The sequence below is a fragment of the Methylobacterium sp. E-025 genome (assembly GCF_022829705.1).
Taxonomy (GTDB): Bacteria; Pseudomonadota; Alphaproteobacteria; order Rhizobiales; family Beijerinckiaceae; genus Methylobacterium.
In genome coordinates, this window is the sequence record NZ_JAKSYR010000071.1 from 148,504 (window position 1) to 172,157 (window position 23,654).

General features: G+C 70.5%; 22 protein-coding genes. 10 read left to right on the forward strand and 12 right to left on the reverse strand.

Annotation, left to right across the window (positions count from 1 at the left end):
• Nucleotides 1–63: 63 nt before the first annotated feature.
• The gene (locus MKK64_RS08090; RefSeq protein WP_147726083.1) at nucleotides 64–1,131 is read right to left on the reverse strand and encodes a spore photoproduct lyase family protein; all 1,068 of its coding nucleotides are present in this window, start codon (nucleotides 1,129–1,131) and stop codon (nucleotides 64–66) included.
• Nucleotides 1,132–1,183: 52 nt separating this feature from the next.
• Nucleotides 1,184–1,936: an SHOCT domain-containing protein gene (locus MKK64_RS08095; RefSeq protein ID WP_243933346.1), complete on the reverse strand. Its 753-nt coding sequence runs from the start codon at nucleotides 1,934–1,936 to the stop codon at nucleotides 1,184–1,186.
• 307 nt (nucleotides 1,937–2,243) lie between these two features.
• On the opposite strand from MKK64_RS08095, the gene glgX reads away from it, so the two are divergent.
• The 7 genes from glgX to MKK64_RS08130 all read left to right on the forward strand — a co-directional run bounded on the left by glgX (nucleotide 2,244) and on the right by MKK64_RS08130 (nucleotide 11,865).
• Nucleotides 2,244–4,514, forward strand: a complete 2,271-nt coding sequence (gene glgX / locus MKK64_RS08100; protein WP_147844239.1) for a glycogen debranching protein GlgX — start codon at nucleotides 2,244–2,246, stop codon at nucleotides 4,512–4,514.
• A gap of 141 nt (nucleotides 4,515–4,655) precedes the next feature.
• Nucleotides 4,656–5,033, forward strand: coding sequence for a response regulator (locus MKK64_RS08105; RefSeq protein WP_147728597.1), 378 nt, complete (start codon nucleotides 4,656–4,658; stop codon nucleotides 5,031–5,033).
• Between the two features lie 187 nt (nucleotides 5,034–5,220).
• Entirely contained in the window at nucleotides 5,221–7,188 is a 1,968-nt protein-coding gene (locus MKK64_RS08110) for an AI-2E family transporter (RefSeq protein WP_243933348.1), read from the forward strand.
• Nucleotides 7,189–7,545: 357 nt separating this feature from the next.
• The gene (locus MKK64_RS08115) at nucleotides 7,546–9,168 is read left to right on the forward strand and encodes a hybrid sensor histidine kinase/response regulator (RefSeq protein WP_243933353.1); all 1,623 of its coding nucleotides are present in this window, start codon (nucleotides 7,546–7,548) and stop codon (nucleotides 9,166–9,168) included.
• A gap of 50 nt (nucleotides 9,169–9,218) precedes the next feature.
• A complete protein-coding gene (locus tag MKK64_RS08120; protein WP_243933355.1) occupies nucleotides 9,219–9,527 on the forward strand; it encodes a plasmid stabilization protein in 309 nt (102 codons plus the stop codon).
• 185 nt (nucleotides 9,528–9,712) lie between these two features.
• A complete protein-coding gene (gene adh / locus MKK64_RS08125; protein WP_243933358.1) occupies nucleotides 9,713–11,236 on the forward strand; it encodes an aldehyde dehydrogenase in 1,524 nt (507 codons plus the stop codon).
• Between the two features lie 206 nt (nucleotides 11,237–11,442).
• Entirely contained in the window at nucleotides 11,443–11,865 is a 423-nt protein-coding gene (locus tag MKK64_RS08130; RefSeq protein ID WP_243933366.1) for a DUF779 domain-containing protein, read from the forward strand.
• 24 nt (nucleotides 11,866–11,889) lie between these two features.
• Here MKK64_RS08130 and MKK64_RS08135 read toward each other — a convergent pair whose 3' ends face one another.
• The 6 genes from MKK64_RS08135 to gap form a co-directional block, all read right to left on the reverse strand.
• Nucleotides 11,890–12,891: a tetratricopeptide repeat protein gene (locus MKK64_RS08135; RefSeq protein ID WP_279593092.1), complete on the reverse strand. Its 1,002-nt coding sequence runs from the start codon at nucleotides 12,889–12,891 to the stop codon at nucleotides 11,890–11,892.
• Between the two features lie 32 nt (nucleotides 12,892–12,923).
• Complete coding sequence (locus tag MKK64_RS08140) at nucleotides 12,924–13,574, reverse strand: thiamine phosphate synthase (RefSeq protein WP_243933369.1); 651 nt, start codon at nucleotides 13,572–13,574, stop codon at nucleotides 12,924–12,926.
• A 282-nt stretch (nucleotides 13,575–13,856) separates the two neighbouring features.
• Nucleotides 13,857–14,927, reverse strand: a complete 1,071-nt coding sequence (gene fba, locus MKK64_RS08145; protein WP_147860113.1) for a class II fructose-bisphosphate aldolase — start codon at nucleotides 14,925–14,927, stop codon at nucleotides 13,857–13,859.
• Nucleotides 14,928–15,025: 98 nt separating this feature from the next.
• On the reverse strand, nucleotides 15,026–16,228 hold the full coding sequence (locus MKK64_RS08150) for a phosphoglycerate kinase (RefSeq protein WP_243933371.1): 1,203 nt from the start codon (nucleotides 16,226–16,228) through the stop codon (nucleotides 15,026–15,028).
• 26 nt (nucleotides 16,229–16,254) lie between these two features.
• Nucleotides 16,255–16,797 carry a hypothetical protein gene (locus MKK64_RS08155; RefSeq protein ID WP_243933373.1) on the reverse strand — a complete coding sequence of 181 codons (543 nt, stop codon included), beginning with the start codon at nucleotides 16,795–16,797 and terminating at the stop codon, nucleotides 16,255–16,257.
• 143 nt (nucleotides 16,798–16,940) lie between these two features.
• Nucleotides 16,941–17,948: a type I glyceraldehyde-3-phosphate dehydrogenase gene (gap, locus tag MKK64_RS08160; protein WP_147844621.1), complete on the reverse strand. Its 1,008-nt coding sequence runs from the start codon at nucleotides 17,946–17,948 to the stop codon at nucleotides 16,941–16,943.
• 417 nt (nucleotides 17,949–18,365) lie between these two features.
• Between gap and MKK64_RS08165 the strand changes: the two genes are divergently transcribed.
• The 3 genes from MKK64_RS08165 (at nucleotide 18,366) to MKK64_RS08175 (ending at nucleotide 20,450) form a co-directional block, all read left to right on the forward strand.
• Nucleotides 18,366–18,674 carry a DUF4164 family protein gene (locus MKK64_RS08165; RefSeq protein WP_243933374.1) on the forward strand — a complete coding sequence of 103 codons (309 nt, stop codon included), beginning with the start codon at nucleotides 18,366–18,368 and terminating at the stop codon, nucleotides 18,672–18,674.
• Nucleotides 18,675–18,744: 70 nt separating this feature from the next.
• Nucleotides 18,745–19,131 carry a cell division protein ZapA gene (locus MKK64_RS08170; RefSeq protein WP_147728542.1) on the forward strand — a complete coding sequence of 129 codons (387 nt, stop codon included), beginning with the start codon at nucleotides 18,745–18,747 and terminating at the stop codon, nucleotides 19,129–19,131.
• 98 nt (nucleotides 19,132–19,229) lie between these two features.
• Nucleotides 19,230–20,450, forward strand: coding sequence for an SMP-30/gluconolactonase/LRE family protein (locus MKK64_RS08175; protein ID WP_243933376.1), 1,221 nt, complete (start codon nucleotides 19,230–19,232; stop codon nucleotides 20,448–20,450).
• 113 nt (nucleotides 20,451–20,563) lie between these two features.
• Here the strand turns inward: MKK64_RS08175 and MKK64_RS08180 are convergent, their stop codons facing one another.
• The 4 genes from MKK64_RS08180 to MKK64_RS08195 form a co-directional block, all read right to left on the reverse strand.
• Nucleotides 20,564–21,439: an RNA polymerase factor sigma-32 gene (locus tag MKK64_RS08180; protein WP_147728544.1), complete on the reverse strand. Its 876-nt coding sequence runs from the start codon at nucleotides 21,437–21,439 to the stop codon at nucleotides 20,564–20,566.
• A gap of 302 nt (nucleotides 21,440–21,741) precedes the next feature.
• Complete coding sequence (locus MKK64_RS08185; protein WP_147728545.1) at nucleotides 21,742–22,335, reverse strand: CarD family transcriptional regulator; 594 nt, start codon at nucleotides 22,333–22,335, stop codon at nucleotides 21,742–21,744.
• Between the two features lie 441 nt (nucleotides 22,336–22,776).
• Nucleotides 22,777–23,115, reverse strand: a complete 339-nt coding sequence (fdxA, locus tag MKK64_RS08190; protein WP_243933379.1) for a ferredoxin FdxA — start codon at nucleotides 23,113–23,115, stop codon at nucleotides 22,777–22,779.
• Between the two features lie 207 nt (nucleotides 23,116–23,322).
• The gene (locus MKK64_RS08195) at nucleotides 23,323–23,649 is read right to left on the reverse strand and encodes an RNA-binding S4 domain-containing protein (RefSeq protein WP_147728547.1); all 327 of its coding nucleotides are present in this window, start codon (nucleotides 23,647–23,649) and stop codon (nucleotides 23,323–23,325) included.
• Between the last annotated feature and the right edge of the window lie 5 nt (nucleotides 23,650–23,654).

The following is a 23,654-nucleotide window of genomic DNA, read 5'->3' on the forward strand; positions in this document are numbered from 1 at the left end:
TGGTCGGTCCTCCCGGATGCGGTCGGGAACGCCCAGGGGCGGAGAACGGTTCGATCCCGCCGCTCAGAACGCGTAGCGCACGGTGCAGTACGGCATCGTCTCCGCGAGCACCGCCTTGAAGCGGGTGAGCCAGCGGCCCTTCCAGCCGGCGCGGTAGCGGACGTTGGCGCCGCCGCCTTCGGAGACCTTGGCCTCCTGGATGTCGGGCCGCCACAGCAGCTCCTCGGCGCGCGGGTGCCAGCCGAGATTGACCGCGTGCAGGCCGGCATTGTGGGTCAGCAGGATGATCTCGCACTTGAGCTGGGCCTTGGCGGCGTCCGACAGCGTGCCGTCGATCTCGGCGAACAAGGCCCGCCAATCCGCCTCCCAGCCCTCGTAGAGAATGACCGGCGAGAAGTTGACGTGGACCTCGTAGCCCGCGGCTACGAAGTCGTCGATCGCCGCGATCCGCTCGGCGATCGGCGTCGTGCGCACGTCGACCACCTTGGCGATCCGTGCCGGCATCAGCGAGAATCGGATGCGGGTGCGCCCCTGCGGGTCGTAGGCGAGCAGGTCGCGGTTCACCGCCTTGGTCGCGAACGAGCCCTTGGCGTTGGGCAGGGTGCGGAACAGCGCGACGAGGTCGCGGACGTTGTCGCAGATCGCCGCGTCGACCGAGAGGTCGCCGTTCTCGCCGATGTCGTAGACCCAGGCGGCGGGATCGATGGTGTCGGGCTCCGGCAGCGCGCCCTGCTTCCGGGCATGCCGCGCGATCGCCGCGCAGGCGGCCTCGACGTTCACGAACAGCGAGATCGGGTTGGAAAACCCCTTGCGCCGCGGCACGTAGCAGTAGGCGCAGGCCATGGCGCAGCCGTTCGAGGTCGAGGGCGCGATGAAGTGGGCGCTGCGGCCGTTGGGCCGCATCGTCAGCCCCTTCTTCACCCCGAGCACCAGCGTCGAGCGCTTGATCCGGACCCAGTCCTCGACCGAGCCCTCGTTGCCGTGGAGCGCCGGGATGTTCCAGTGCGAGGGCACCGGGATGCGCGTCGCGTCCGGGTAGCGCGCCAGGATCTCGCGCCCGCGCGGAAACGTCTCCACCGCGGGCTCGTGATAGATCGTGGAGATGTCGAGGAGGTCGCCGATCGAGGCCATGCGGGGTCCGGCGGCCCGGAACGCGGCCGCCCCTGCGATATGGGGCGCCGGCTCAGAGCCGCGAGAGCAGGTCGGCCTTCTTCTCGGCGAACTCGGCCTCGGTCAGCACCCCGCGGCCGTGAAGCTCGGCGAGCCGCTCGATCTTCGTGAACACGTCCCCGTCGCCCGACGAGTCCGGCGGCGCGGTAGGGATGGAAGCGGGGGCGGGGGCCGAAGCGGGAGAAGCGTCGCGCGCGGGCGTCGGCGCGTCCGGCGCGAGGCGGCGCAGCGTATCGAGGGCGATGCTGCCCTGCGGCCCGGTGAAGCGCAGGGCACCGTCGGACTGGGAGACCCCCGAGATCTGGTGCTCGCCGGTGTCGTAGAGCGCGACCCCGGCGTCGGACTCGATCGCCAGGCGCCGCGTCTCCGGGAAGTAGGCATAGCGCAGGCCGTTCTGGGCGCCCGCGCTCGACGGCCGGCCGAGGCCCGCCGGCCACCACTCGCCGCCGCCGCGGCCGCCCGCGGCCCGGCCGCTCCCGCTCCAGCCGCCCGGGGGCAGGGCGTCGGCCAGCTCGGCGCAGAGGCCGGCGACGCGGGCCTTCAGCTCCGCGTCGAACATCCGCCCGACCATGACCATGCCGCCGGAGAACCACTGGCCCATGCCGCCGAGCTCCGGGTGGTCGAACTGCGCCATCGTGCCGTTGCCGGCCTCCAGCGCCCGCATCAGATGGCGCACCGCTTCGAGGCTGACGCCGTGGCGATCCGCCACGATCTGCAGCCCGGAGGCGTGGTCGGGGCCCTCGTCGTTGTGTGCCTCAAGGGTCATGCGGGCTGCTCCGGGGGACGCGATGCGCCGAGGCGCTGCTGGGGGCCGCGTGTGCCGGGCCTCGCGCCCGGGGCGAGCCCGCACTATGCCGCGGTCGGCGGAGCGGTGGAAGAACCCGGGCTGCGCAAAAATGCCAGGCCCGCGAACGGTTTCCGCCCGAACCTTCGGCACCCCTCGCTGCGCTGCAAAAATTTCGCGCACGGCGGAGCTTCGCCCACGGACGCACGTTCACAAAATGGCCCGGGGGCCCCGCTGCCGAGCGTCAGGCAGCGGTCGTCGTGATGCGGCCCCGGCCGCCGGAGTGAACATGGCCGACCATAACCGCTACGCAGCCTCGACCCGTCCCGTTCGTTCGCGCATCCAGGAAGGCAAGCCCTATCCCCGCGGCGCGACCTGGGACGGCCTCGGCGTGAACTTCGCCGTCTTCTCCGCCCATGCGACCAAGGTCGAGCTCTGCCTGTTCGACGAGTCCGGCGAGAAGGAGATCGAGCGGATCGCGCTGCCCGAATACACCGACGAGGTCTGGCACGGGTACCTGCCCGACGCGCGCCCCGGCACGATCTACGGCTACCGCGTCCACGGCCCCTACGAGCCCAAGGCCGGGCACCGCTTCAACCACAACAAGCTGCTGATCGACCCCTACGCCAAGGGGCTCGTCGGCTCGATCACCTGGAACCCGGCCCTGTTCGGCTACCAGATGGAGACCGGCGACGACCTGACCTTCGACGAGCGCGACAGCGCGCCGTTCACCCGTCGCAGCCAGGTCATCGACCCGGCCTTCACCTGGGGCGCCTACCGCAAGCCGAACATCCCCTGGGAGAAGACCATCATCTACGAGGCCCACGTGAAGGGCCTGACCAAGAACCATCCGCGGGTGTCCGAGCGCCTGCGCGGCACCTATGCGGGCCTCGGCAACCCCGACGTGCTCGACTACATCAAGAGCCTCGGCGTCACCGCGGTGGAGCTGCTGCCGGTCCACGCCTTCGTGCAGGACGACTACCTGCAGGAAAAGAACCTGGTCAATTACTGGGGCTACAACACGATCTCGTTTTTCACCCCCGCGCGGCGCTACGCGGCGGTGCCGGACTTCGCCTTCTCCGAGTTCAAGGAGATGGTCGCGCGCCTGCACGGCGCCGGCCTCGAGGTGATCCTCGACGTGGTCTACAACCACACCGCCGAGGGCAACGAGAAGGGCCCGACCCTGTCGTTCAAGGGGATCGACAACGCCTCCTACTACCGGCTGCTGCCGGGGCAGGAGCGCTACTACATCAACGACACCGGCACCGGGAACACCTTCAACCTCTCGCATCCGCGCGTGCTGCAACTCGTCATGGACAGCCTGCGCTACTGGGCGACCGAGATGCGCGTCGACGGCTTCCGCTTCGACCTCGCCACCATCCTGGGCCGCGAGCCGCACGGCTTCGACGAGGGCGGCGGCTTCCTCGACGCCTGCCGCCAGGACCCGGTGCTGAACGACGTGAAGCTCATCGCCGAGCCGTGGGATTGCGGCCCGGGCGGCTACCAGGTCGGCGGCTTCCCGCCGGGCTGGGCCGAGTGGAACGACCGCTTCCGCGACGACGTCCGCGGCTACTGGAAGGGCGACGAGGGTCTGCTGCCCGATCTCGCCAACCGCATCACCGGCTCGGCCGACAAGTTCAACAAGCGCGGGCGCAAGCCCTGGGCCTCGGTGAACTTCCTCACCGCGCATGACGGCTTCACCCTGCACGACACGGTCGCCTACAACGACAAGCACAACGAGGCCAACGGCGAGAACAACCGCGACGGCCATTCTCACAACCTCTCGTACAATTACGGCGTCGAGGGACCGACCGACGACCCAGCGATCCGCGCCGTGCGCCTGCGCCAGATGCGCAACATGCTGGCAACCCTGTTCCTGTCGCACGGCACGCCGATGCTGCTGGCCGGCGACGAGTTCGCGCGAACGCAGAAGGGCAACAACAACGCCTACTGCCAGGACAACGAGGTGTCGTGGATCGACTGGGGGGCGATCGGCGCCGAGGAGCGCGATCTCGCCGAGTTCACCCAACGCCTGATCCTGCTGCGCAACGCGCTGCCGATCCTGAGCCGCGGCCGCTTCCTCACGGGCCGGTACGACGAGGAGTTCGGCGTCAAGGACGTGACTTGGCTGCGCCCGGACGGGGCCGAGATGGGGTCCGAGAACTGGACCGACGGTGGCGCGCGTTCGCTCGCGGTGCTGCTCGACGGGCGGGCCCAGGCGACCGGCGTTCACCGCCGCGGCGGCGATGCCACCCTGCTCATCATGTACAACGCCTACCACGACCTCGTGCAGTTCACCCTGCCGGAATCGGTCGGCGGATCGGCCTGGACGCGCCTGCTCGACACCAACCTGCCCGACAGCCAGGAAATCGCGAGCTTCGCCTCGGGCGAGCGCTACGACGTCACCGGCCGCTCGATGCTGATGTTCGTGCTGAAGCCGGACGACACGCCCGGCGACGCGGTGACGGAGATGGAGCGGTCCTACCAGCACGTGATGCAGGCCTTCGAGCGGGCCAATATCCACGAGGTCCACTTCCACCTCGACGAATCCGATCGCTGATTTCGGCGTCTTCCCCTCGGGTGGACGATCTGCCACGAGGGGCTGAATACAAAAATCGGACGATCGCGGGCCGCCGTGCGTTGGGTATCGACGCGCGGCGGCGACGCGTCTGACGGTCATGCGTCGAGGGATCCATCATCCATGCCCAAGATACTGCTGGTCGAAGATCACGAGGAGATCTGGGATTTCCTGTCCCGCCGGCTCAAGCGTCGCGGGTACGAGGTGATCCTGGCCCATGACGGCGAGGCCGGGGTGCAGCAGGCGCGCTCGGGGCGCCCCGACGTGATCCTGCTCGACATGAACCTGCCGATCCTCGACGGCTGGTCGGCGGCGCGCGCGCTGAAGTCCGGCAGCGACACCCGCGGCATCCCGATCATCGCGCTCACCGCCCACGCCATGTCGGGCGACCGCGACAAGGCGATCCAGGCCGGCTGCGACGACTACCACCCGAAGCCCGTCGATTTCTCGAAGCTGCTCAGCCAGATCAGCGCGGCGTTGGGCGAGACGGCGTCGGCCTGAGGCGGGCCATTCTTCCCTCCCCCTGGAGCGGGGGAGGGTGGGCCTCGCGTCGGCGAGGGTCGGGAGAGGGGAGCGACCTCTCCGGACAACGCGCTCCCTTCTCCCGACCCGCTTCGCGGGCCACCCTCTCCCGCAGGGGGGAGGGAAGAGGCGGCGGCGGACTTCAGCGTAACCGGAGCGTAATCCCATGAGCGACGATCCCGTCACCGCGCAGCGCCTCAAGAACGGCCTGCCGGTCTTCGTCGCGCTGGCCTCGTTCCTCCTCGTCGTCGCGGTGATGGCGGCGCTGTATTTCGGGCGCGACATCCTCGTGCCGGTGACGCTCGCGATCCTGCTGAGCTTCGTCCTGGTGCCGGCGGTGCGCCTGCTCGGGCATATCCGCGTGCCGCGGGTGCCGGCGGTGCTGCTCGTCGTCGTGGTGGTGTTCGGCGCGCTGTTCGGGATCGGAACCCTGATCGCGCGCGAGGGCGGCCAGCTCGTGTCCGACCTGCCGCGCTATTCCCTGGTGATGCAGGACAAGATCAAGTCTCTGCGCGGGGCGACCGCCGACACCGGCACGCTGTCGCGAATCGTCGACGTGTTCCAAGACCTGAGCGCGACCCTGTCGCCGCCGCCGCCGCCCGAGCTGAAGGGCGATCCGGGCACCGCCGGGCATCCGCTCACCGTCGAGATCCGCGCGGCGCGGGCCGGCTTCGTCGAGAACCTCCAGACCTTCGCCGGGCCGATCCTGCACCCGCTGGCCACCACCGGCCTGATCCTGATCTTCACGATCTTCATCCTGCTCCAGCGCGAGGATCTGCGGAACCGGATGATCCGGCTGGCCGGCGGCTCGGGCGACCTGCGCCGCACCACCGCGGCGATCGACGACGCGGCGCGCCGCCTCAGCCGGTTCTTCCTGGCGCAGCTCGCCCTCAACGTCGCCTTCGGCGTGGTGATCGGCGTCGGGCTGTGGCTGATCGGCGTGCCGAGCCCGACCTTGTTCGGGGTGCTCGCGGCGATCCTGCGCTTCGTGCCCTATATCGGCGCCGCGATCAGCGCCCTGCTGCCGCTGGTGCTGGCGGCCTCGGTCGATCCGGGCTGGACCATGGTGATCGCCACCGCGGCCCTGTTCCTCGTGGTTGAGCCGATCGCCGGCCACGTGATCGAGCCGCTGCTCTACGGGCACTCCACCGGGCTCTCGCCGATCGCGGTCATCCTCTCGGCGACGATCTGGACCTTCCTGTGGGGGCCGATCGGCCTCGTGCTCGCCACCCCGCTCACCGTCTGCCTCGTTGTGCTCGGCCGCCACGTCGACCGGCTCTGGTATCTCGACGTGCTGCTCGGCGACCAGCCGGCGCTCGATCCGCCGGAGATCTTCTACCAGCGCATGCTCGCCAACGACCCGGCCGAGGCGATCGACCAGGGCCGGCAGTTCCTCAAGGAGCGGGCGCTCGTCACCTACTACGACGAGGTCGTGCTCGCCGGCCTCAGGCTGGCGCAGGAGGACCTGTCGCGCGGGACGCTCGACCGGGAGCGCCAGGGCGAGGTCGGCGCCGCGATCCGCACCGTGGTCGCGCGGCTCGGCACCATGCCGGTGGCCCGGCGCCCCGGCAGGGGCAAGGCCCGCACCGGGAGCTCCGAGGCCGCCGCCGCCGTCGCCGCGGCGGGGCCGGACCGCAAGGTCGCCGCCGTCGTGCTCAAGCCGTCGGACCTCGCGCCGGCCTGGCGCGGCGCGGTGCCGGTGCTCTGCGTCTCGAGCCGCGGCCCGTTCGACGAGGCGGCGACGCTGATGCTGAGCCAGACCCTCGACCGCCACGGCCTGCGCTCCGAGGTGATCGCGATGTCCGCGATCCGCGCCGGCGCGCGGCCGAAGGATGTCGGCAGCCTGGCGATGATCTGCTTCTCCTATCTCGAGCCGGTGAGCCTGTCGCAGATTCGCTTCACCGTGCGGCAGGCGCGCGCCGCGGTGCCGGGCGTCAGCGTCCTCGTCGGGTTCTGGGGCGAGCGCGATCCCGCCACCCTCGATCGCCTGCGCCGGGCGACCTCGGCCGACTTCCTGGTCACGACGCTCAACGACGCGATCGAGAACGCCATCGCGGTCTCGCGGATGCCGGCGGCGGCGCCGTCGCAACCGGCCGCGCGATCCGAGCCCAGCCTGCCGCAGGCCGCCGAGTAGCGGCAGCGGTCGGTCGTCGCGCGGCCCGACTGCTCGATCGCGATTCCGTGCGCGTCGCGGTCGACGATGTGGTCGACGTCGTGCACCGGCCGGCGCGACGGCTGGGCGGCGAAGCGGGTTTTCACGCCTTCGCCGATGCGCGAGACCGGCTCGCCGGGCGGCATCCGCGCTTTCGGCTTCGGCGCGGGCCTGACCTTCGCCAGAATGCCGGGATCGCCCGGGCGCCCCCTGGCGTTATCGCGGTGGTGTCGATCCGGATCGTGCGCCAGAACGCTTTTGCGCAGGCGCAGCGGCTCGCCGGCGTCGAACGAAGCGGTGAAGCGGCCGACCGATGCCGAAGGATGAGACCCCGTCGACATGACCCAGACGCCCGAGACACCGCCGACCGGCCGCACCACCCGTGTCGGCACCGGGTCCGTCTCCGCCATGTCGGACCCGCGCAACGAGATCTTCTTCGCGGCCGTCGAGACGACGCGCATGCCGATGACGGTGACGGACCCGCGCCAGTCCGACAACCCGATCATCTTCGCCAACAACGCCTTCATCGCGATGTCCGGCTACAGCCGCGAGGAGATCGTCGGCCGCAACTGCCGCTTCCTGCAGGGACCGGAGACCGACCGCGAGGCGGTCGCGCAGGTACGCGCGGCGATCGACGAGCGGCGCGAGTACAGCACCGAGATCCTGAACTACCGCAAGGACGGCTCGACCTTCTGGAACGCGCTGTTCGTCTCGCCGCTCTACGACACCTCGGGGGAGCTGCTGTACTTCTTCGCCTCGCAGCTCGACGTGTCGCGCCGCCGCGACGCCGAGGAGGCCCTGGGCCAGGCCCAGAAGATGGAGGCGCTCGGCCAGCTCACCGGCGGCATCGCGCACGATTTCAACAACCTGCTCCAGGTCATCGTCGGCTACGTCGACATCCTCAGCGCCGGGCTCGAGAAGCCGGATGCCGACAAGGGCCGCCTCGGGCGTGCCGCCGACAACATCCGCCAGGCCGCGCAGCGCGCCACGACGCTGACGCAGCAGCTCCTCGCCTTCTCGCGCAAGCAGCGGCTGGAAGGCCGCGCGGTCAACCTCAACGCCCTGATCGAGGGCATGCGCGACATGGTCGCCCGCTCCGTCGGCGAAGCGATCACCGTCGACTACGACCCGGCGCCGGACCTGTGGAACTGCCGGGTCGACCCGACCCAGGCCGAGGTCGCGCTGCTCAACGTGATGATTAACGCCCGCGACGCGATGCCGGAGGGCGGCCGCATCCGCATCGTCACCGAGAACCTCGACGTGTCCGAGCGCGACATCACCGGGACCGGCCCCTTGCGCGCCGGCCGCTACGTCCGGGTCTCGATCACCGACACCGGCACCGGCATGCCGCCCTCGGTGCTGGCGCGGGTGATGGACCCGTTCTTCACCACCAAGGAGGAGGGCAAGGGCACCGGGCTCGGCCTCTCGATGGTCTACGGCTTCGCCAAGCAGTCGGGCGGCGCGGCCCAGATCGAATCGGTCCAGGGGGAGGGCACCACCGTGCGCCTGTCGTTCCCGGTGACCGAGACCGGGGTGAAGGAGGCGCCGAAGCCGGCGGCCCGCGCCATCGAGCGCCAGGGCACCGAGACCATCCTGATCGTCGACGACCGCGAGGACGTGGCCGAGCTCGCCCGGACGATCCTGCGCGACTTCGGCTACGTCACGCTGATGGCCGGGAACGGGCGCGAGGCCCTGGAGATCCTCGACGGCAACGACCGCATCGACATGATCTTCACCGACCTGATCATGCCCGGCGGTATGAACGGGGTGATGCTCGCCCGCGAGGCGCGGCGCCGGCAGCCGCGGCTCAAGGTGCTGCTCACCACCGGCTACGCCGAGGCGAGCCTGGAGCGAACCGACGCGGGGGGATCCGAGTTCGACGTGTTGAACAAGCCCTACCGCCGCACGGACCTGATCCGTCGCGTGCGCGCCGTCCTCGACGGGCCGACCGGGACCGGCTGAGGACGTCGCGTCGGCGGACGGGTGAATCGGGCGGAGACGCGAGGTCGATCATGCCGCAGGGCGACAAGGGCAAGTACACCGACAAGCAGGTGCGGAAGGCCGAGCACATCGCCGACTCGTACGAGAAGCGCGGCGTGTCCGAGGAGGCGGCCGAGGCCCGCGCCTGGGCGACGGTCAACAAGGACGACGGCGGCGGCAAGAAGCCCGGCGGCTCCGGCCGGGGCAAGGCCACCGGCCACCCGGCGGCGCATGCGGGCGGGGAGAAGGGCGGCAAGGCCTCGGCCGCGCGCACGCCGGAAGAGCGCTCCGCCTCCGCCAGGAAGGCGGCCGCCACCCGCAAGGCGAATCGCGGCGGCTGACCCCTGCTGCCGGCGGCGGTCGCCAAACGGCGGCGATCCGGCTACCCTCCGACGAGCACTCGCGGACCTGGTTGGCCAAAAGTCCAACTTGCCAAGGCCTCCCAACTGGCTTTGGCTGCGATCGGCCAGCGAGAAGCCGAAAAAGGCCGGCACGCCATGCCGGAACCGCACGGAGGAACAGCACCATGAACAAGCCGGAATTCCTGGCCGACGCCAAGACCAAGTCGCCGTTCTCGGCCCGCTACGACAACTTCATCGGCGGGCAGTGGGTCGCGCCGGCGAACGGCCGCTACTTCGAGAACACCTCGCCGATCACCGGCCGGGTCATCTGCGAGGTCGCCCGCTCGGACGCGCAGGACGTGGAGAAGGCGCTCGACGCCGCCCACGCCGCCAAGGAGGCCTGGGGCCGCACCTCGGCCGGCGAGCGCGCCCGCATCCTCAACAAGATCGCCGACCGGATGGAGGAGAACCTCGACCTGATCGCGCTGGCCGAGACCTGGGACAACGGCAAGCCGATCCGCGAGACGGTGAACGCCGACATCCCGCTCGCCATCGACCACTTCCGCTACTTCGCCGGCTGCATCCGCGCCCAGGAAGGCGGCATCTCCGAGATCGACCACGACACGGTCGCCTACCACTTCCACGAGCCGCTGGGCGTCGTCGGCCAGATCATCCCGTGGAACTTCCCGATCCTGATGGCGGTGTGGAAGGTCGCCCCGGCGCTCGCCGCCGGCAACTGCATCGTGCTGAAGCCGGCCGAGCAGACCCCGGCCTCGATCCTCGTGGTGCTGGAGCTGATCGCCGACCTGCTGCCGCCGGGCACGCTCAACGTCATCAACGGCTTCGGCCTGGAATGCGGCAAGCCGCTCGCCTCCTCGCCCCGCATCGCCAAGATCGCCTTCACCGGCGAGACGACGACGGGCCGGCTGATCATGCAGTACGCCTCGCAGAACCTGATCCCGGTGACGCTGGAGCTCGGCGGCAAGTCGCCGAACATCTTCTTCGCGGACGTGGCCAACGAGGACGACGACTTCCTCGACAAGGCGCTCGAAGGCTTCACCATGTTCGCCCTCAACCAGGGCGAGGTCTGCACCTGCCCGAGCCGCGCGCTCGTGCACGAGTCGATCTACGACCGGTTCATGGAGCGCGCGGTCAAGCGCGTCGAGGCGATCACCCAGGGCTCGCCCCTCGATCCCACGACGATGATCGGCGCGCAGGCCTCGTCCGAGCAGATGGAGAAGATCCTCTCCTACATCGACATCGGCCGGCAGGAGGGCGCGCAGGTGCTCACCGGCGGCGCGCGCAACGTGAAGGACGGCGATCTGGCCGACGGCTTCTACGTGCAGCCGACGGTGCTCCAGGGCCACAACAAGATGCGGATCTTCCAGGAGGAGATCTTCGGGCCGGTGCTCTCGGTGACGACCTTCAAGGACGACGCCGACGCGCTCGCCATCGCCAACGACACGCTCTACGGCCTCGGCGCCGGCGTGTGGACCCGCGACGGCACCCGCGCCTACCGCTTCGGCCGCTCGATCCAGGCCGGCCGCGTCTGGACCAACTGCTACCACGCCTACCCGGCCCACGCGGCGTTCGGCGGCTACAAGCAGTCCGGCATCGGCCGCGAGAACCACCGCATGATGCTCGACCACTACCAGCAGACCAAGAACATGCTGGTGAGCTACTCGGCCAAGAAGCTCGGCTTCTTCTAGGCCTAAGAGAAACCGCCCCGGCCGCCAAGGCCGGGGCTTCGGTCTCGACCGCAAGACGACGTCGCCCGAGACGACCTTGCCCCGGCCCGCGACGGCCGGGGCTTTTTGCCGGCGCCGATCGCCGCCCGGCGCGGGCCCCCTGCATTTCGGCGCGGCGCGATCCACATAGGATCGAGCCGGGCGATCACGGCGAACGGGAGCGACGCATGACGGAGACCGCGACGACCGAGACCACCGCCGAGCAGGCGGGCGTCGACGGCACGCCGTTGCGGGTCACCGCGACGCCTGCCGCCCTCGAGCTGATCGCGGAGCTGCGGGCCGAGCACGGCCCAGTGATGTTCCACCAGTCGGGCGGATGCTGCGACGGCTCCTCGCCGATGTGCTACGGCGTCGGCGACTTCATCACCGGCGACGGCGACGTCCATCTCGGCCAGGTCGGCGGCGCGGACTTCTACATCAGCCGCCCGCAATTCGCGGTCTGGAAGCACACCCACATCATGCTCGACGTGGTGCCCGGGCGCGGCGGCATGTTCTCCCTCGAGAACGGCCGCGAGAAGCGCTTCCACATCCGCTCGCGCCTGTTCACCGCAGCCGAGAACGCGGCTCTGGACGGCGCCTGCAAGCTCTGAGCGCCGCCGCCGGTCCGCGCGGGCTCAGCGCGCCTCGGACCGGTCGCCGGCCAGCCTTTCGGCGCGGGTGCGCTCGTCGGCGGTGAGCCCGGCGAGCGCCTGGTCGAGCCAGGCATCCGACAGCCCCTGGCCGGCCGCCGTGAGGTTCCAGGCCGCGGCCTCGACCGGGTTCTTCGGCACGCCGCGCCCGGTGGCGTAGAGCCGTGCGACGCGGTTCTGGGCGATGGCGTTGCCGCGGGCGGCCGCGTGCAGGAAGTAGCGGGCGGCGCGTCCCTCGTCCTTCGTAAGGCCCTTGCCGTTGAACAGCAGGATCGCGAACTCGACCTCCCCGGCGAGGTCGCCGTTGTCGGCCGCCCGCCGGAACAGCTCGGCCGCCTTGGTCGCGTCCTGCGGCACGCCGCGGCCCTGCAGGTAGAGCACCCCGAGATCGTGCTGGGCCGGGCCGATCTCGCCGTCGGCGGCCTTGCGGAACATCGTCGCCGCGCGTGCCAGGTCGGCCTCGCTGCCGCTGCCGAGCAGCAGCAGCGCGAAGTTGTAGGCCGCGGTCGGCGAGCCGTGCTCGGCCGCCTGCTCCAGCCAGCGCCGGCCGGCCTTCGGGTCCTTGGGCACGCCGCGCCCGTCGAGGGACATCAGCCCGAGCGAGGACATCGCCCCGGGCTCGCCCTGCGCCGCGGCGAGGCGGTACCAGTCGGCGGCCTTTACCGGATCCGGCTTGATGCCGAGGCCCTGGTTGTACAACTCGCCGAGCAGCGTCATCGCCGCCGCGTCCTTGCGGTCGGCCTCGATCCGCTTCGTCGCCTCCCGGAACGCGGTCACGTACTGCCCGCGCTGATAGGCGCCGTAGGCGAAGTCCGGCGTGCGGTCGGTCGGCGGCGGGCGGGCGCCGCCGGAATAGCCGATGGTGTAGGGGGTCGGCAGTTCGCGCATCGGCGGCTTCACCGGATCGGTGCCCGGCGTCTTGGCCGGCTCGACCGTGCCGGGGGACGCGAGGGCGGGGCCGCCGGTGGAGACGGCCCCCCCGGCCATGAGCAGCGCGAATCCGAGGGCGCGGAATCGCCTCACGAGGCGACCTCCGACAGCGACGTCTGCAGCGTCGCGATGCGTGCGGGATCGTCCATCCACAGGCCGCTCTCCAGCCCGACGAACTCGGCGCCGGTGGGCGCGAGCCCGGCGATCTCGGTCTCGGCGCAGGCGACGCCGATGCATGGGGTCTCGAAGATCTCGGCCCACCACGCGGTGCGCTCACGCACAGCCTCGGGTTCGGCGGCGACGCCGTCCGGGTAGAGGCCGCCGAACATCAGGTAGTCGATGCCCGCCTCGCCCGCATCCATCGCCGCGTGCCGGGTCTCGATCCCGCCAACGCCGAGGATCCGGCCGTCGCGCAGGCGCCCGCGCAGCTCCTGCAGCGTGCCGTCCTCGGGCTTGTCGACGTGGATGCCGTCGGCGCCGCCGCGGGCCGAGACGCTGACGAGGTCGCCCGGGAAGCCCGCCGCGGCGACGACCAGGGCCGCCCCAGCCGCCTGCACGGCGGGGGCGACGCGCTTGACCAGGGCGATCAGGCTGCGCTCATCGGACGGCGCCAGCCGCAGGATCACCGCGGCCACGTCGCCGGCGCCGCAGGCGCGCTCGAGCGCGGGCAGCAGCGCGTCGACATGCTCGGGCCCGACGCGATGCGGCGTCAGCAGGGTGAGGCGGGGTGCGTCGGTCATGCGCCCTGATACCGCCGCGCAGCGCGTCGGGGAAGCGGAGAGGGACGTTTCAGGGGCTGCGAAGGCGATTGATCCCGACGTCCTGCGCAGACCTTGTCAGGCCCGCTCGTCATTCCGGGGCTGCGCGGCAGAGCTTGGAATCCAGAACCACAGGACGCCATCGGTTCGGCTCCGTCGGCGGATCCGGATTCCGGGTTCGCCCTTCGGCGCCCCGGAATGACGGGTATGGGGCGATCGGGTGGAGCTCGTCTCTCCGATCGCCTGGAACGAAGACGGGTCGCCTCAGTTCGCGGTGATCTTCGGGTCGAGCGAGCCGTTGGCGTAGCGCTTGGCCATGGCCGAGACCGAGATCGGGCGGATCTTCGAGCCCTGGCCGGCGGTGCCGAACTCCTCGAAGCGCTGCTTGCACAGCTTGGTCATCGCCTCCATGGCGGGCTTGAGGTACTTGCGCGGATCGAACTCGGACGGATTCTCGGCCAGCACCTTCCGGATCTGGCCGGTCAGCGCCATGCGGTTGTCGGTGTCGATGTTGATCTTGCGCACGCCGTGCTTGATCCCGCGCTGGATCTCGGCGACCGGCACGCCCCAGGTCGGCTTCATCTGGCCGCCGTACCGGTTGATGATGTCCTGAAGCTCCTGCGGCACCGAGGACGAGCCGTGCATCACGAGGTGGGTCGTCGGCAGGCGGCGGTGGATCTCCTCGATGACGTTCATCGCGAGCACGTCGCCGTCGGGCTGGCGGGTGAACTTGTAGGCGCCGTGGCTGGTGCCCATCGCGACCGCGAGCGCGTCGACCTTCGTGGCGGCGACGAACTTCACCGCCTCGTCCGGGTCGGTGAGGAGCTGGTCGTGGCTGAGCACCCCTTCCGCGCCGTGGCCGTCCTCGGCCTCGCCCTCGCCGCTCTCGAGGGAGCCGAGCACGCCGAGCTCGCCCTCCACCGAGACGCCGGCCCAGTGCGCCATCTCCGACACCTTGTGGGTGATGCCGACGTTGTAGGCGTAGTCGGCCGGGGTCTTGCCGTCGGCCTTGAGCGACCCGTCCATCATCACCGAGGTGAAGCCGTACTGGATCGCGGTGGCGCAGGTGGCCTCGTCGCTGCCGTGGTCGAGATGCATGCAGACGGGGATGTGCGGGTAGATCTCGACGAGCCCGTCGATGAGCTTGGCCAGGACGATGTCGTTGGCGTAGGCGCGGGCGCCCTTGCTCGCCTGCAGGATCACCGGGGAATCGGTGGCGTCGGCGGCCGCCATGATGGCGAGCCCCTGCTCCATATTGTTCATGTTGAAGGCCGGCACGCCGTAGCCGTACTCGGCGGCGTGATCGAGAAGCTGCCTCAACGTGATCCGCGCCATCGTCCGTGCTCCGTCTAAGCTCTGTTCGGGTCTGTGGGGGAAGAACGCCGCCACGGCACGCCTGGATCGCGTGGGGCGGCGCGAAATCGTTTCGCGGCTCAGTCCTTGGCGCGCAGCGCCTCGACGCCGGGCAGGGTCTTGCCCTCCAGCCATTCGAGGAAGGCGCCGCCGGCGGTCGAGATGTAGGAGAATCGCTCCGACACGCCGGCATGGTTCAGGGCGGCCACGGTATCGCCGCCGCCGGCGACCGAGACCAGCTTGCCGGCCGTGGTGCGCTCGGCCGCGTGCCGCGCCGCGGCGACCGTGGCGGCATCGAACGGCGTCATCTCGAAGGCGCCGAGCGGGCCGTTCCAGACCAGGGTCGCGGCTTCGTCGATCGCCGCGTCGATCTCGGCGACCGATCTCGGGCCGGCGTCGAGGATCATGCCGCCCTCAGGCACCGCGTCGACGGGCACCGTCTCGTTGGCGGCATTCGCCTTGAACTCGGAGGCGACGACCGCGTCGACCGGCAGGATGATCCGGCATTTCGCGGACTCGGCCGCGGCCAGGATGCGCAGGGCGGTCTCGGCGAGGTCCTTCTCGCACAGCGACTTGCCGACCGCCTTGCCCTGCGCGTGCAGGAAGGTGTTGGCCATGCCGCCGCCGATCACCAGCATGTCGACCTTGGTGACGAGGTTCTCCAACAGGTCGATCTTCGACGAGACCTTGGCACCTGCGACGAGCGCGATCACCGGGCGCTTGGGCGCCTCGAGACCCTTGGTCAGGGCATCGAGCTCGGCCTGCATCAGGCGTCCGGCATAGGCCGGCAGGCGGTGGGCGAGGCCTTCCGTCGAGGCGTGCGCCCGGTGGGCGGCCGAGAACGCCTCGTTGACGTAGACGTCGCCGTTCGTCGCAAGCGCGTCGGCGAAGGCCGCGTCGTTCTTCTCCTCGCCGGCGTGGTAGCGGGTGTTCTCCAGCAGCAGCACGTCGCCGTCCCGCATCGCGGCGACGGCGGTCGCGGCGGCCTCGCCGACGCAATCCTCGGCGAAGGCCACCGGGCTTCCGAGCTTGTCCGACAGGGTGGCGACGACGGGCCGGAGCGAGTCCTTGGCCTCGCGCTTGCCCTTCGGCCGGCCGAAATGGGCGAGCAGCACGACCTTGCCGCCCTGGCCCGCGATCTCGCGGATCGTCGGCACCACGCGCTCGATCCGGGTCGCGTCGGTGACGCGGCCGGCCTCCATCGGGACGTTGAGGTCGACGCGGAGCAGGACGCGCTTGCCGGCGAGCGGGCCGGCATCGTCGAGGGTGCGGAAGGCGGTCATGCGGTCGGGCTCCGGTCGGCTTTCGGTCAGCGCGCGGGCGAAGGGGCGGGGGCGGGGGCCGGCGCCGCGGCGGTCGCGTTCGCGCGCGGCGGCAGCAGGCTGTCGAGGTTGAGCCGCTGCACGGCGATCATCAGCACGACGGTCAGCACGGCGGTGATGATCGCGGTGAGCACGAGGGCGCCGGTGCCGGGCAGGCGCCGCAGGCGCTCGGTCAGGCCGCGCATCTCCGAGCGGAGCGCCGCGAGGTCGGACTGGCGGGCCGCCTCGTTCATGCGGTTCGAGGCGCCCTCGACCTTGTCCTCGACCCGGGTCAGCAGCGACTCCGAGCGGGCGTACTTGTCCTCGATCCGCGAGGTCTTGTCCTCGATCCGCGCGAGCTGGTCGAACAGCTGGTTGGCGGCGATCGGCGTCGCGCCGGCCGGACCGGCGGCCGCGGGCTTGGCCTCGACGGGCTTGGCCTCGACAGGCCGGGTGTCGACAGGCCGGGTGTCGACGGGCCGGGTGTCGACGGGCGAAGTCGTCGTCGGGATGAAGTCCTGCCCGGTCGCGGTCTTGGGGGCGTCGGTCATTCGTCACGGACCCTTTCTCGTCTGCGGTTCGGAGGGCGGCCCGGCGGGGCGCGGCTTTTCGCGGATGGTCGGGCCGGGTCGCGAAACCGCCGGCCCGCGGGGTGTCCGCGAGCCGGCCGGGGGAGACGGATCAGATCGGCTCGTCAGATCAGCTTGGCCATCGCCACGGCCGTGTCGGCCATGCGGTTCGAGAAGCCCCACTCGTTGTCGTACCAGGCGAGGATGCGCACGAAGGTGCCGTCCATGACCTTGGTCTGGTCGAGGTGGAAGGTCGACGAGTGCGGGTCGTGGTTGAAGTCGATCGAGACGTTGGGCTGGTCGGTGTAGGCCAGCACGCCCTTGAGCGGGCCGTCGGCCGCCGCCACGATCGCCGCGTTGATCTCCTCGACGGAGGTGGCGCGCTTGGCGGTGAACACGAGGTCGACCGCCGAGACGTTCGGGGTCGGCACGCGGATCGAGGTGCCGTCGAGCTTGCCCTTGAGCTCCGGCAGCACGAGGCCGACGGCCTTGGCGGCGCCGGTCGAGGTCGGGATCATCGAGAGCGCGGCGGCGCGGGCCCGGTACAGATCCTTGTGCATCTGGTCGAGCGAGGGCTGGTCGTTGGTGTAGGAGTGGATCGTGGTCATGAAGCCGCGCTCGATCCCGACGAGGTCGTTGAGGACCTTCGCCACCGGCACGAGGCAGTTGGTGGTGCACGAGGCGTTCGAGATCACGTGGTGATCGGCCGTCAGCTTGTCGTGGTTGACGCCGTAGACCACCGTCAGGTCGGCGCCGTCGGCGGGCGCCGAGACGATGACGCGCTTGGCGCCGGCATCCAGGTGGGCCTTAGCCTTGTCCTTCGAGGTGAAGATGCCGGTGCACTCGAGCGCGATGTCGACGCCGAGCTCGCGGTGCGGCAGCTCGGCCGGGTTGCGCACGGCGGTGACGCGGATGCGATTGCCGTCGACGATGATGTACTCGCCGTCGACCACCACCTTGGCGTTGAACCGGCCGTGGATCGAGTCGAAGCGCAGCAGGTGCGCGTTGGTCTCGACCGGCCCGAGGTCGTTGATCGCCACGACCTCGATGTCCTTGCGGCCGGCCTCGTGGATCGCGCGCAGAACGTTGCGGCCGATGCGCCCGAACCCGTTGATGGCAACCTTCACCGTCACGGCGTGACTCCTTCGCGAGATGAGGCGCCGACCTGCGGGCGCCGTTCGATGGTACCGGAACGGCGCGTCGGCCGTCCGGTGCTGCGGCCGGCTCTATGAACCGCCGAATTGAACCAGGGATGAACCGACGCGAGGCCCGGGCACAGGTCGCCGGGGACCATCCGTGAGACGGACGATGCGGGCGAGGGCCTCTTGACTGGCACGGGTCGGGTATCCGGACAAAGCGCGCGCGAGAACCGGCCAGGCGCGTGCGGCGGGTCTCTAACATGGTGCCCCGGGCTGTCAAAGCGAAGGACGGGGACCGCCTGTGCGAAGTCCTGACAATCCGGGCGGCCTGACCGGACTGGATTTGGCTGGGCGTCGGCGGCAGATTCGGCTGGAAATCCATCGCGGCATGGGGGAAACCTGCCGGCAGTCATGAGCGATGCCGAAAGCCCCCCGACCGACCCGACCGGCGACCCGACCGGCGACGCCCTGCGCAGGCTCGACGCGGCGCTGCTGCAACTCGAGGCTGCGGTCGCCCGCCGGCTCGAGGCCGAGGCCAACCCCGACGACGTCGCGGCGGAGCGCGCGATCATGGCCGAGGACCGGGCCCGCCTCGCCGCGGCGCTCGACGCCGCGAGCGCGCGCCTCGCCGAGGTCGAGGCCGCCGCCGACACGGTCGGCCGCCGGCTGGATCGGGCGATCGGCACCGTCGAGACCGTGCTCGCCCGCCCGGACCCTTGACCGGGCGGCGCGCACGCGCCCAATCCGCCGAAGTCCCGATTTCCTCGTCCTCGGCCGACCTGCAGCACGCATGCCCCAGATCAGCGTCACCATCGACGGCAAGAGCTACCGCATGGCCTGCGGCGAGGGCGAGGAGGCGCATCTGGCGGCGCTCGCCGCCGACCTCGGCGCGCGGGTCGCCGACATGCGCAAGGCCTTCGGCGAGATCGGCGACATGCGCCTGCAGGTGATGGCGGCGCTGACCATCTCCGACGAGGTGTCGGAGCTGAAGCGCCGGCTCGCGGTGGCGGAGGCCGAGGCCGAGCGGCTGCGCGCCGAGGTGGCCGCGTCGCAGACGGTCGAGGCGGATCGGTCGGCCCGCGTCTCCGACGGCGTGTCGCGGGCCGCCGAGCGGATCGAGCGGATGGCCCGCACCCTCGCCGCCACCGCCGGGCCAGCGGGCGCCGACCATCGCTGATCGTGCCGGAACGATGCCGGTCCGATGAAGCTTGGCCGGCTCCGGCTGCGTTGATTGGGTTGATGCGGCGCGTCCGCCGCCCCGAAAAAAGGTTCTCCATGACCATGACGATCACCGGCATCCGCGCGGGCCTCGTGCTCGGCAGCGCCCTCCTTGCCGGAACCGCGCTCTCCGGCGCCGCCGTGGCGCAGGAATCGGTCGCGTCCCAGCCCGGCACCGCGCCGGCGCTGACCAAGGTGGCGAGCTTCGAGCATCAGGTCACCGGCGTCACCGTCGGAAAGGACGGGCGCATCTTCGTCAACTTCCCGCGCTGGACCGAGGATACCGCGATCTCGGTCGCCGAGCTGAAGGACGGCAAGCTGACGCCGTTCCCCGATGCCGAGTGGAATGCGTGGCGCAACGCGAAGAAGGACGAGGTCGACGCGCGCAACCACTGGATCTGCGTTCAGAGCGTGGTCGCCGATCCGAAGGGCAACGTCTGGGTGCTCGATCCGGCCGCCCCCGCGATGGCGGCGGTGGTCAAGGACGGGCCGAAGCTCGTCGAGATTGACCTGAGCACCAACAAGCCCGCCCGCACCATCGCCTTCGACGAGACGGTGGCGCCCCAGGGCTCGTACCTGAACGACGTGCGCTTCTCGCCCGACGGCAAGACCGCCTACCTCACCGATTCCGGCGCGAGCGGCGCCCTCGTCGTGGTCGACCTCGACAGCGGCAAGGCCCGTCGCCTGCTCGACGGCGACCCGACCACCATGCCCGACAAGAGCGTGACCGTGACCTACGACGGCAAGCCCCTGCGCCGGCCCGACGGGCGCGGCGTCGAGTTCGCGGCCGACGGCATCGCGCTCTCGCCCGACGGCAAGACGCTCTACTGGCAGGCGATCAAGGGCAAGACGCTCTACAGCCTCCCGACCGACGCGCTGACCGGGTGGTTGACGTCTTCGGTGGTGCCGAGCGCGCTCACCGACAAGAGCCTGTCGGGCAAGGTCGAGACGGTGGGCGAGAACGGCCCCGCCGACGGCCTGATCATCAGCCGGCACGACGGCCGGATGTACGTCAGCGCGCCGGAGGAGAACGCGGTGAAGGTCCTCGACCTGTCCGCCAAGGGCGGGAAGCCGACGGTGCTTATCCAGGATCCGCGCCTGCGCTGGCCCGACACCTTCGCCGAGGCGCCGGACGGCACCATCCTGTTCACGACCTCGCACATTCAGGACTCGGCCTTCTACAAGCCCGACGCCCCGGCGGCCCTGCCGACCGAGCTGTGGAGCATCAAGCCGGGCCCGGTGGACGCCACCGGCTCGACGGGCACGTCGACGAAGTAGGGGGCGACGCTCTCCCTCCCCCGCAGAGGGGGAGGGAAGACGGGACGTCGCGAAAACGAGAAAGGCCCGACCATCCGGGCGGGCCTTTCTCGTCACCGATGCGGAGAGGCGTCCTACCCGGCGTAGGCGGCACCGGTCGTCTGCGGGAAGCGGTCGGCCAGGGCCCGGCGGAGCTTCTCCAGGGCGCGGTTCTCGATCTGGCGGACGCGCTCCTTGGAGATGCCGAGGCGATGCCCGAGGGCTTCCAGCGTGGCCTGGTCCTCGGCGAGACGGCGCTCGCGCAGGATGCGCAGCTCGCGCTCGGACAGGACGGTCAGCGCCTGCTGCAGCCAGAGATGGCGGCGCTCGCCGTCGACCGTGGCGGTCACGGTCTCGTCGGGCAGCGCCGCGCCGTCGACGAGGAAGTCCATGCGCTCGGACGAGGCCTCGCTCTCCTCGCCGACCGAGGCGTTGAGCGACATGTCGGGGCCGGACAGGCGGGCGTCCATTAACGCCACGTCCTCGCGGGAGACGCCGATGGCGGTGGCGATGCGGCGGTGGATCTCGTCGCCGACGCGCTCCTCGGTCGATTGCATCAGGCGTGCGCGCAGCCGCCGCAGGTTGAAGAACAGCGCCTTCTGCGCCGAGCTGGTGCCGCCGCGGACGATCGACCAGTTGCGCAGGATGTAGTCCTGGATCGAGGCCCTGATCCACCACGTCGCGTAGGTCGAGAACCGCACCTCGCGCTCCGGCTCGAACCGGGCGGCGGCCTCCATCAGGCCGACATGGCCTTCCTGGACGAGGTCGGCCATCGGCAGGCCGTAATGCCGGAAGCGACCGGCCAGCGCGATCACGAGGCGCATGTGCGCCGAGATCAGCTTGTGGAGGGCGCGCTCGTCGCGCTCGTCCTTCCAACTCACCGCCAGCCCGCGTTCCTCGTCCCGCTGGAGGAACGGCGCTTCCATCGCGGTGCGAATGAACTGCCGACGAATTCCCGCGATTTCCGCCATGCCGCCTGCCTCTTCCTTCCGAGCGCTGCTGCGGCCTCGGCCGCGTCCTGCGGAGGCACCGGTCCGACCGGGCGTCCACGCAAGGCACCGAACAACGGGAGGGCGAAGGCGAAGGTTCCGCCGGCGATCCAACAGGGCCGAGGATGTCCGGTTCCGTCGAACGCACGATTGCGCGATCGAAGGTTACCCGACCACCGCTCCATCGAGCGGGCGACGGCACGCACGAAAAAGCCCGGCGCTCGCGCGCCGGGCCTGATCGGGATGGGACGTGGCCGGAACGATCCCGGCCGATCGGCGTGCCCTCAGGCGGCCTCTTCCTGGATGGCCTCGTCGCCGTCGGCCTCGGCTTCCGCCTCCGCTTCGGCCTTGCCGCGACGGGGCGACTTCTGCAGGCTCTGGTCGATCAGCTTGAGCGCCTCGGTCTCGGTGATCCGGTTGACGGTCGAGATCTCGCGCACGATCCGGTCAAGGGCGGCCTCGTAGAGCTGGCGCTCACTGTAGGACTGCTCGGGCTGGGCCTCCGAGCGGTACAGGTCGCGCACCACCTCGGTGACCGAGAGCAGGTCGCCGGAATTGATCTTGGCCTCGTATTCCTGGGCGCGGCGCGACCACATCGTCCGCTTGACGCGGGCACGGCCGGTCAGCACGTCGAGGGCCTTCTTCACCAGTTCCGGCTCGGCGAGCTTGCGCATGCCGACGCTGTTGGCCTTCGCGGTCGGCACGCGCAGGACCATCTTGTCCTTCTCGAAGGAGACGACGAACAGCTCGAGCTTGTAGCCGGCGATCTCCTGCTCCTCGATCGCGGTGATGCGGCCGACGCCGTGGGCGGGATAGACCACCGCCTCGCCGGTCTTGAATCCCTGGCGACCCGTCGTCGGCTTCTTGGCTGTTGTCATGCGAGAAGGGCCTCCAGAACAAAGCGCGGGGGGTTGCAAGCACCCGCGTGACCATGTCTTTCCGGGGTGGGACACCCGGCTTCAACCGCCCGACCGACGCCGCCGACCGGATCGGTCGGGCAGGCGAAAGCTCCCAGGCGCAGCCGTGCGCAGCCCATGATAGAACGGCCGCCGGAGGCGAAGCCTCCAGCAGTCGAGCGCGTGCCACCTGTTATCCTGGACGATCCGGAATTCGCGTTTTTGGACGCGACAGGCAGCACGTCAGGCGCGAGCGACGGCAGGCGGATTGTGTATCACAAATCAACCGTCGAATCAAAGCAGCGCGACGCGCTCCCGACGGTTCGACACCGTCCGAAGCACGTTATGCACGGTTTGGCTGAGGCCGGGACCGAGCCGGCAAGGCAACCGCGGCATCGAGGCCGCGGGCCGATGCGGGGGTGATCAGTCGCCGGTGCCGGGGGCGGCGGAGAAGTGCGCCTCGAACTTGCCGGCCACGCCGTCCCACTCCTTGGCGTCGCCGGGAGCGTCCTTCTTCTGGGTGATGTTCGGCCAGTCTCTGGCGTAGTCGGCGTTGACCTTCAGCCAGGTCTCGAGGTTCGGCTCGGTGTCCGGCTTGATCGCCTCGGCCGGACATTCCGGCTCGCAGACCCCGCAATCGATGCACTCGTCGGGATGGATGACGAGCATGTTCTCGCCTTCGTAGAAGCAGTCCACCGGGCAGACTTCCACGCAGTCCATGTACTTGCACTTGATGCAATTGTCGGTGACGACGTAGGTCATGGTGCGATTTTCGTCCTCGATCCGCGCTGGCCGCATCCGCGGTCGCCGGGGGCTCGAACGGTCTCGCGGGCGGGCGAGGACGCGTTCGGCTTGCGTGTCGACGGGCCTTGGGTTGGCCCTTGGATGGCAAGGGCTCTAGCCCCTGCCAAGGGGGCTGACAAGCGCACCCATGCCGCAACCGGCCCGCGGTGCCGGAGTGTGGCTTGTCTACACTGATTCCAGGGGCGGCTCGGGCTCGGAAACCGATCGGGCCTGCGCCGCCTCGCCGCCGGCCGACAGGTCCGCATACAATCGCCGGGCGACCTCGGCCGAGCCGCGTCGCGTCCCGAGGTCGACGACGCGCACGATGATCGTGGCGTGGGCGGCGGCCACCGTCAGCACGTCGCCGACGGCCAGGCCCTTCGCCGGCAGCGTGGTCCGGGTTCCGTTGAGGCGGACGTGGCCGTCCTCGACGAGGCGGGCGGCGAGCGAGCGGGACTTCGCCACCCGCGCGAACCACAGCCACTTGTCCAGCCGCTGCCGCCCTTCCTTCATGCGGA

What these genes read in the sequence shown, in the direction of transcription:
- fba (WP_147860113.1), bottom strand. Translation starts at nt 14,927, where the DNA reads ATGGCGCGGATCACGTTGAGGCAGCTTCTCGATCACGCCGCCGAGTAC.
- fdxA (WP_243933379.1), bottom strand. Translation starts at nt 23,115, where the DNA reads ATGACCTACGTCGTCACCGACAATTGCATCAAGTGCAAGTACATGGAC.
- MKK64_RS08180 (WP_147728544.1), bottom strand. Translation starts at nt 21,439, where the DNA reads ATGGCGGAAATCGCGGGAATTCGTCGGCAGTTCATTCGCACCGCGATG.
- MKK64_RS08155 (WP_243933373.1), bottom strand. Translation starts at nt 16,797, where the DNA reads ATGACCGACGCCCCCAAGACCGCGACCGGGCAGGACTTCATCCCGACG.
- MKK64_RS08110 (WP_243933348.1), top strand. Translation starts at nt 5,221, where the DNA reads ATGAGCGACGATCCCGTCACCGCGCAGCGCCTCAAGAACGGCCTGCCG.
- MKK64_RS08170 (WP_147728542.1), top strand. Translation starts at nt 18,745, where the DNA reads ATGCCCCAGATCAGCGTCACCATCGACGGCAAGAGCTACCGCATGGCC.
- MKK64_RS08140 (WP_243933369.1), bottom strand. Translation starts at nt 13,574, where the DNA reads ATGACCGACGCACCCCGCCTCACCCTGCTGACGCCGCATCGCGTCGGG.
- MKK64_RS08105 (WP_147728597.1), top strand. Translation starts at nt 4,656, where the DNA reads ATGCCCAAGATACTGCTGGTCGAAGATCACGAGGAGATCTGGGATTTC.
- MKK64_RS08095 (WP_243933346.1), bottom strand. Translation starts at nt 1,936, where the DNA reads ATGACCCTTGAGGCACACAACGACGAGGGCCCCGACCACGCCTCCGGG.
- MKK64_RS08130 (WP_243933366.1), top strand. Translation starts at nt 11,443, where the DNA reads ATGACGGAGACCGCGACGACCGAGACCACCGCCGAGCAGGCGGGCGTC.
- MKK64_RS08135 (WP_279593092.1), bottom strand. Translation starts at nt 12,891, where the DNA reads ATGGCCGGGGGGGCCGTCTCCACCGGCGGCCCCGCCCTCGCGTCCCCC.
- glgX (WP_147844239.1), top strand. Translation starts at nt 2,244, where the DNA reads ATGGCCGACCATAACCGCTACGCAGCCTCGACCCGTCCCGTTCGTTCG.
- MKK64_RS08120 (WP_243933355.1), top strand. Translation starts at nt 9,219, where the DNA reads ATGCCGCAGGGCGACAAGGGCAAGTACACCGACAAGCAGGTGCGGAAG.
- MKK64_RS08185 (WP_147728545.1), bottom strand. Translation starts at nt 22,335, where the DNA reads ATGACAACAGCCAAGAAGCCGACGACGGGTCGCCAGGGATTCAAGACC.
- adh (WP_243933358.1), top strand. Translation starts at nt 9,713, where the DNA reads ATGAACAAGCCGGAATTCCTGGCCGACGCCAAGACCAAGTCGCCGTTC.
- MKK64_RS08175 (WP_243933376.1), top strand. Translation starts at nt 19,230, where the DNA reads ATGACCATGACGATCACCGGCATCCGCGCGGGCCTCGTGCTCGGCAGC.
- MKK64_RS08115 (WP_243933353.1), top strand. Translation starts at nt 7,546, where the DNA reads ATGACCCAGACGCCCGAGACACCGCCGACCGGCCGCACCACCCGTGTC.
- MKK64_RS08195 (WP_147728547.1), bottom strand. Translation starts at nt 23,649, where the DNA reads ATGAAGGAAGGGCGGCAGCGGCTGGACAAGTGGCTGTGGTTCGCGCGG.
- MKK64_RS08165 (WP_243933374.1), top strand. Translation starts at nt 18,366, where the DNA reads ATGAGCGATGCCGAAAGCCCCCCGACCGACCCGACCGGCGACCCGACC.
- MKK64_RS08150 (WP_243933371.1), bottom strand. Translation starts at nt 16,228, where the DNA reads ATGACCGCCTTCCGCACCCTCGACGATGCCGGCCCGCTCGCCGGCAAG.
- MKK64_RS08090 (WP_147726083.1), bottom strand. Translation starts at nt 1,131, where the DNA reads ATGGCCTCGATCGGCGACCTCCTCGACATCTCCACGATCTATCACGAG.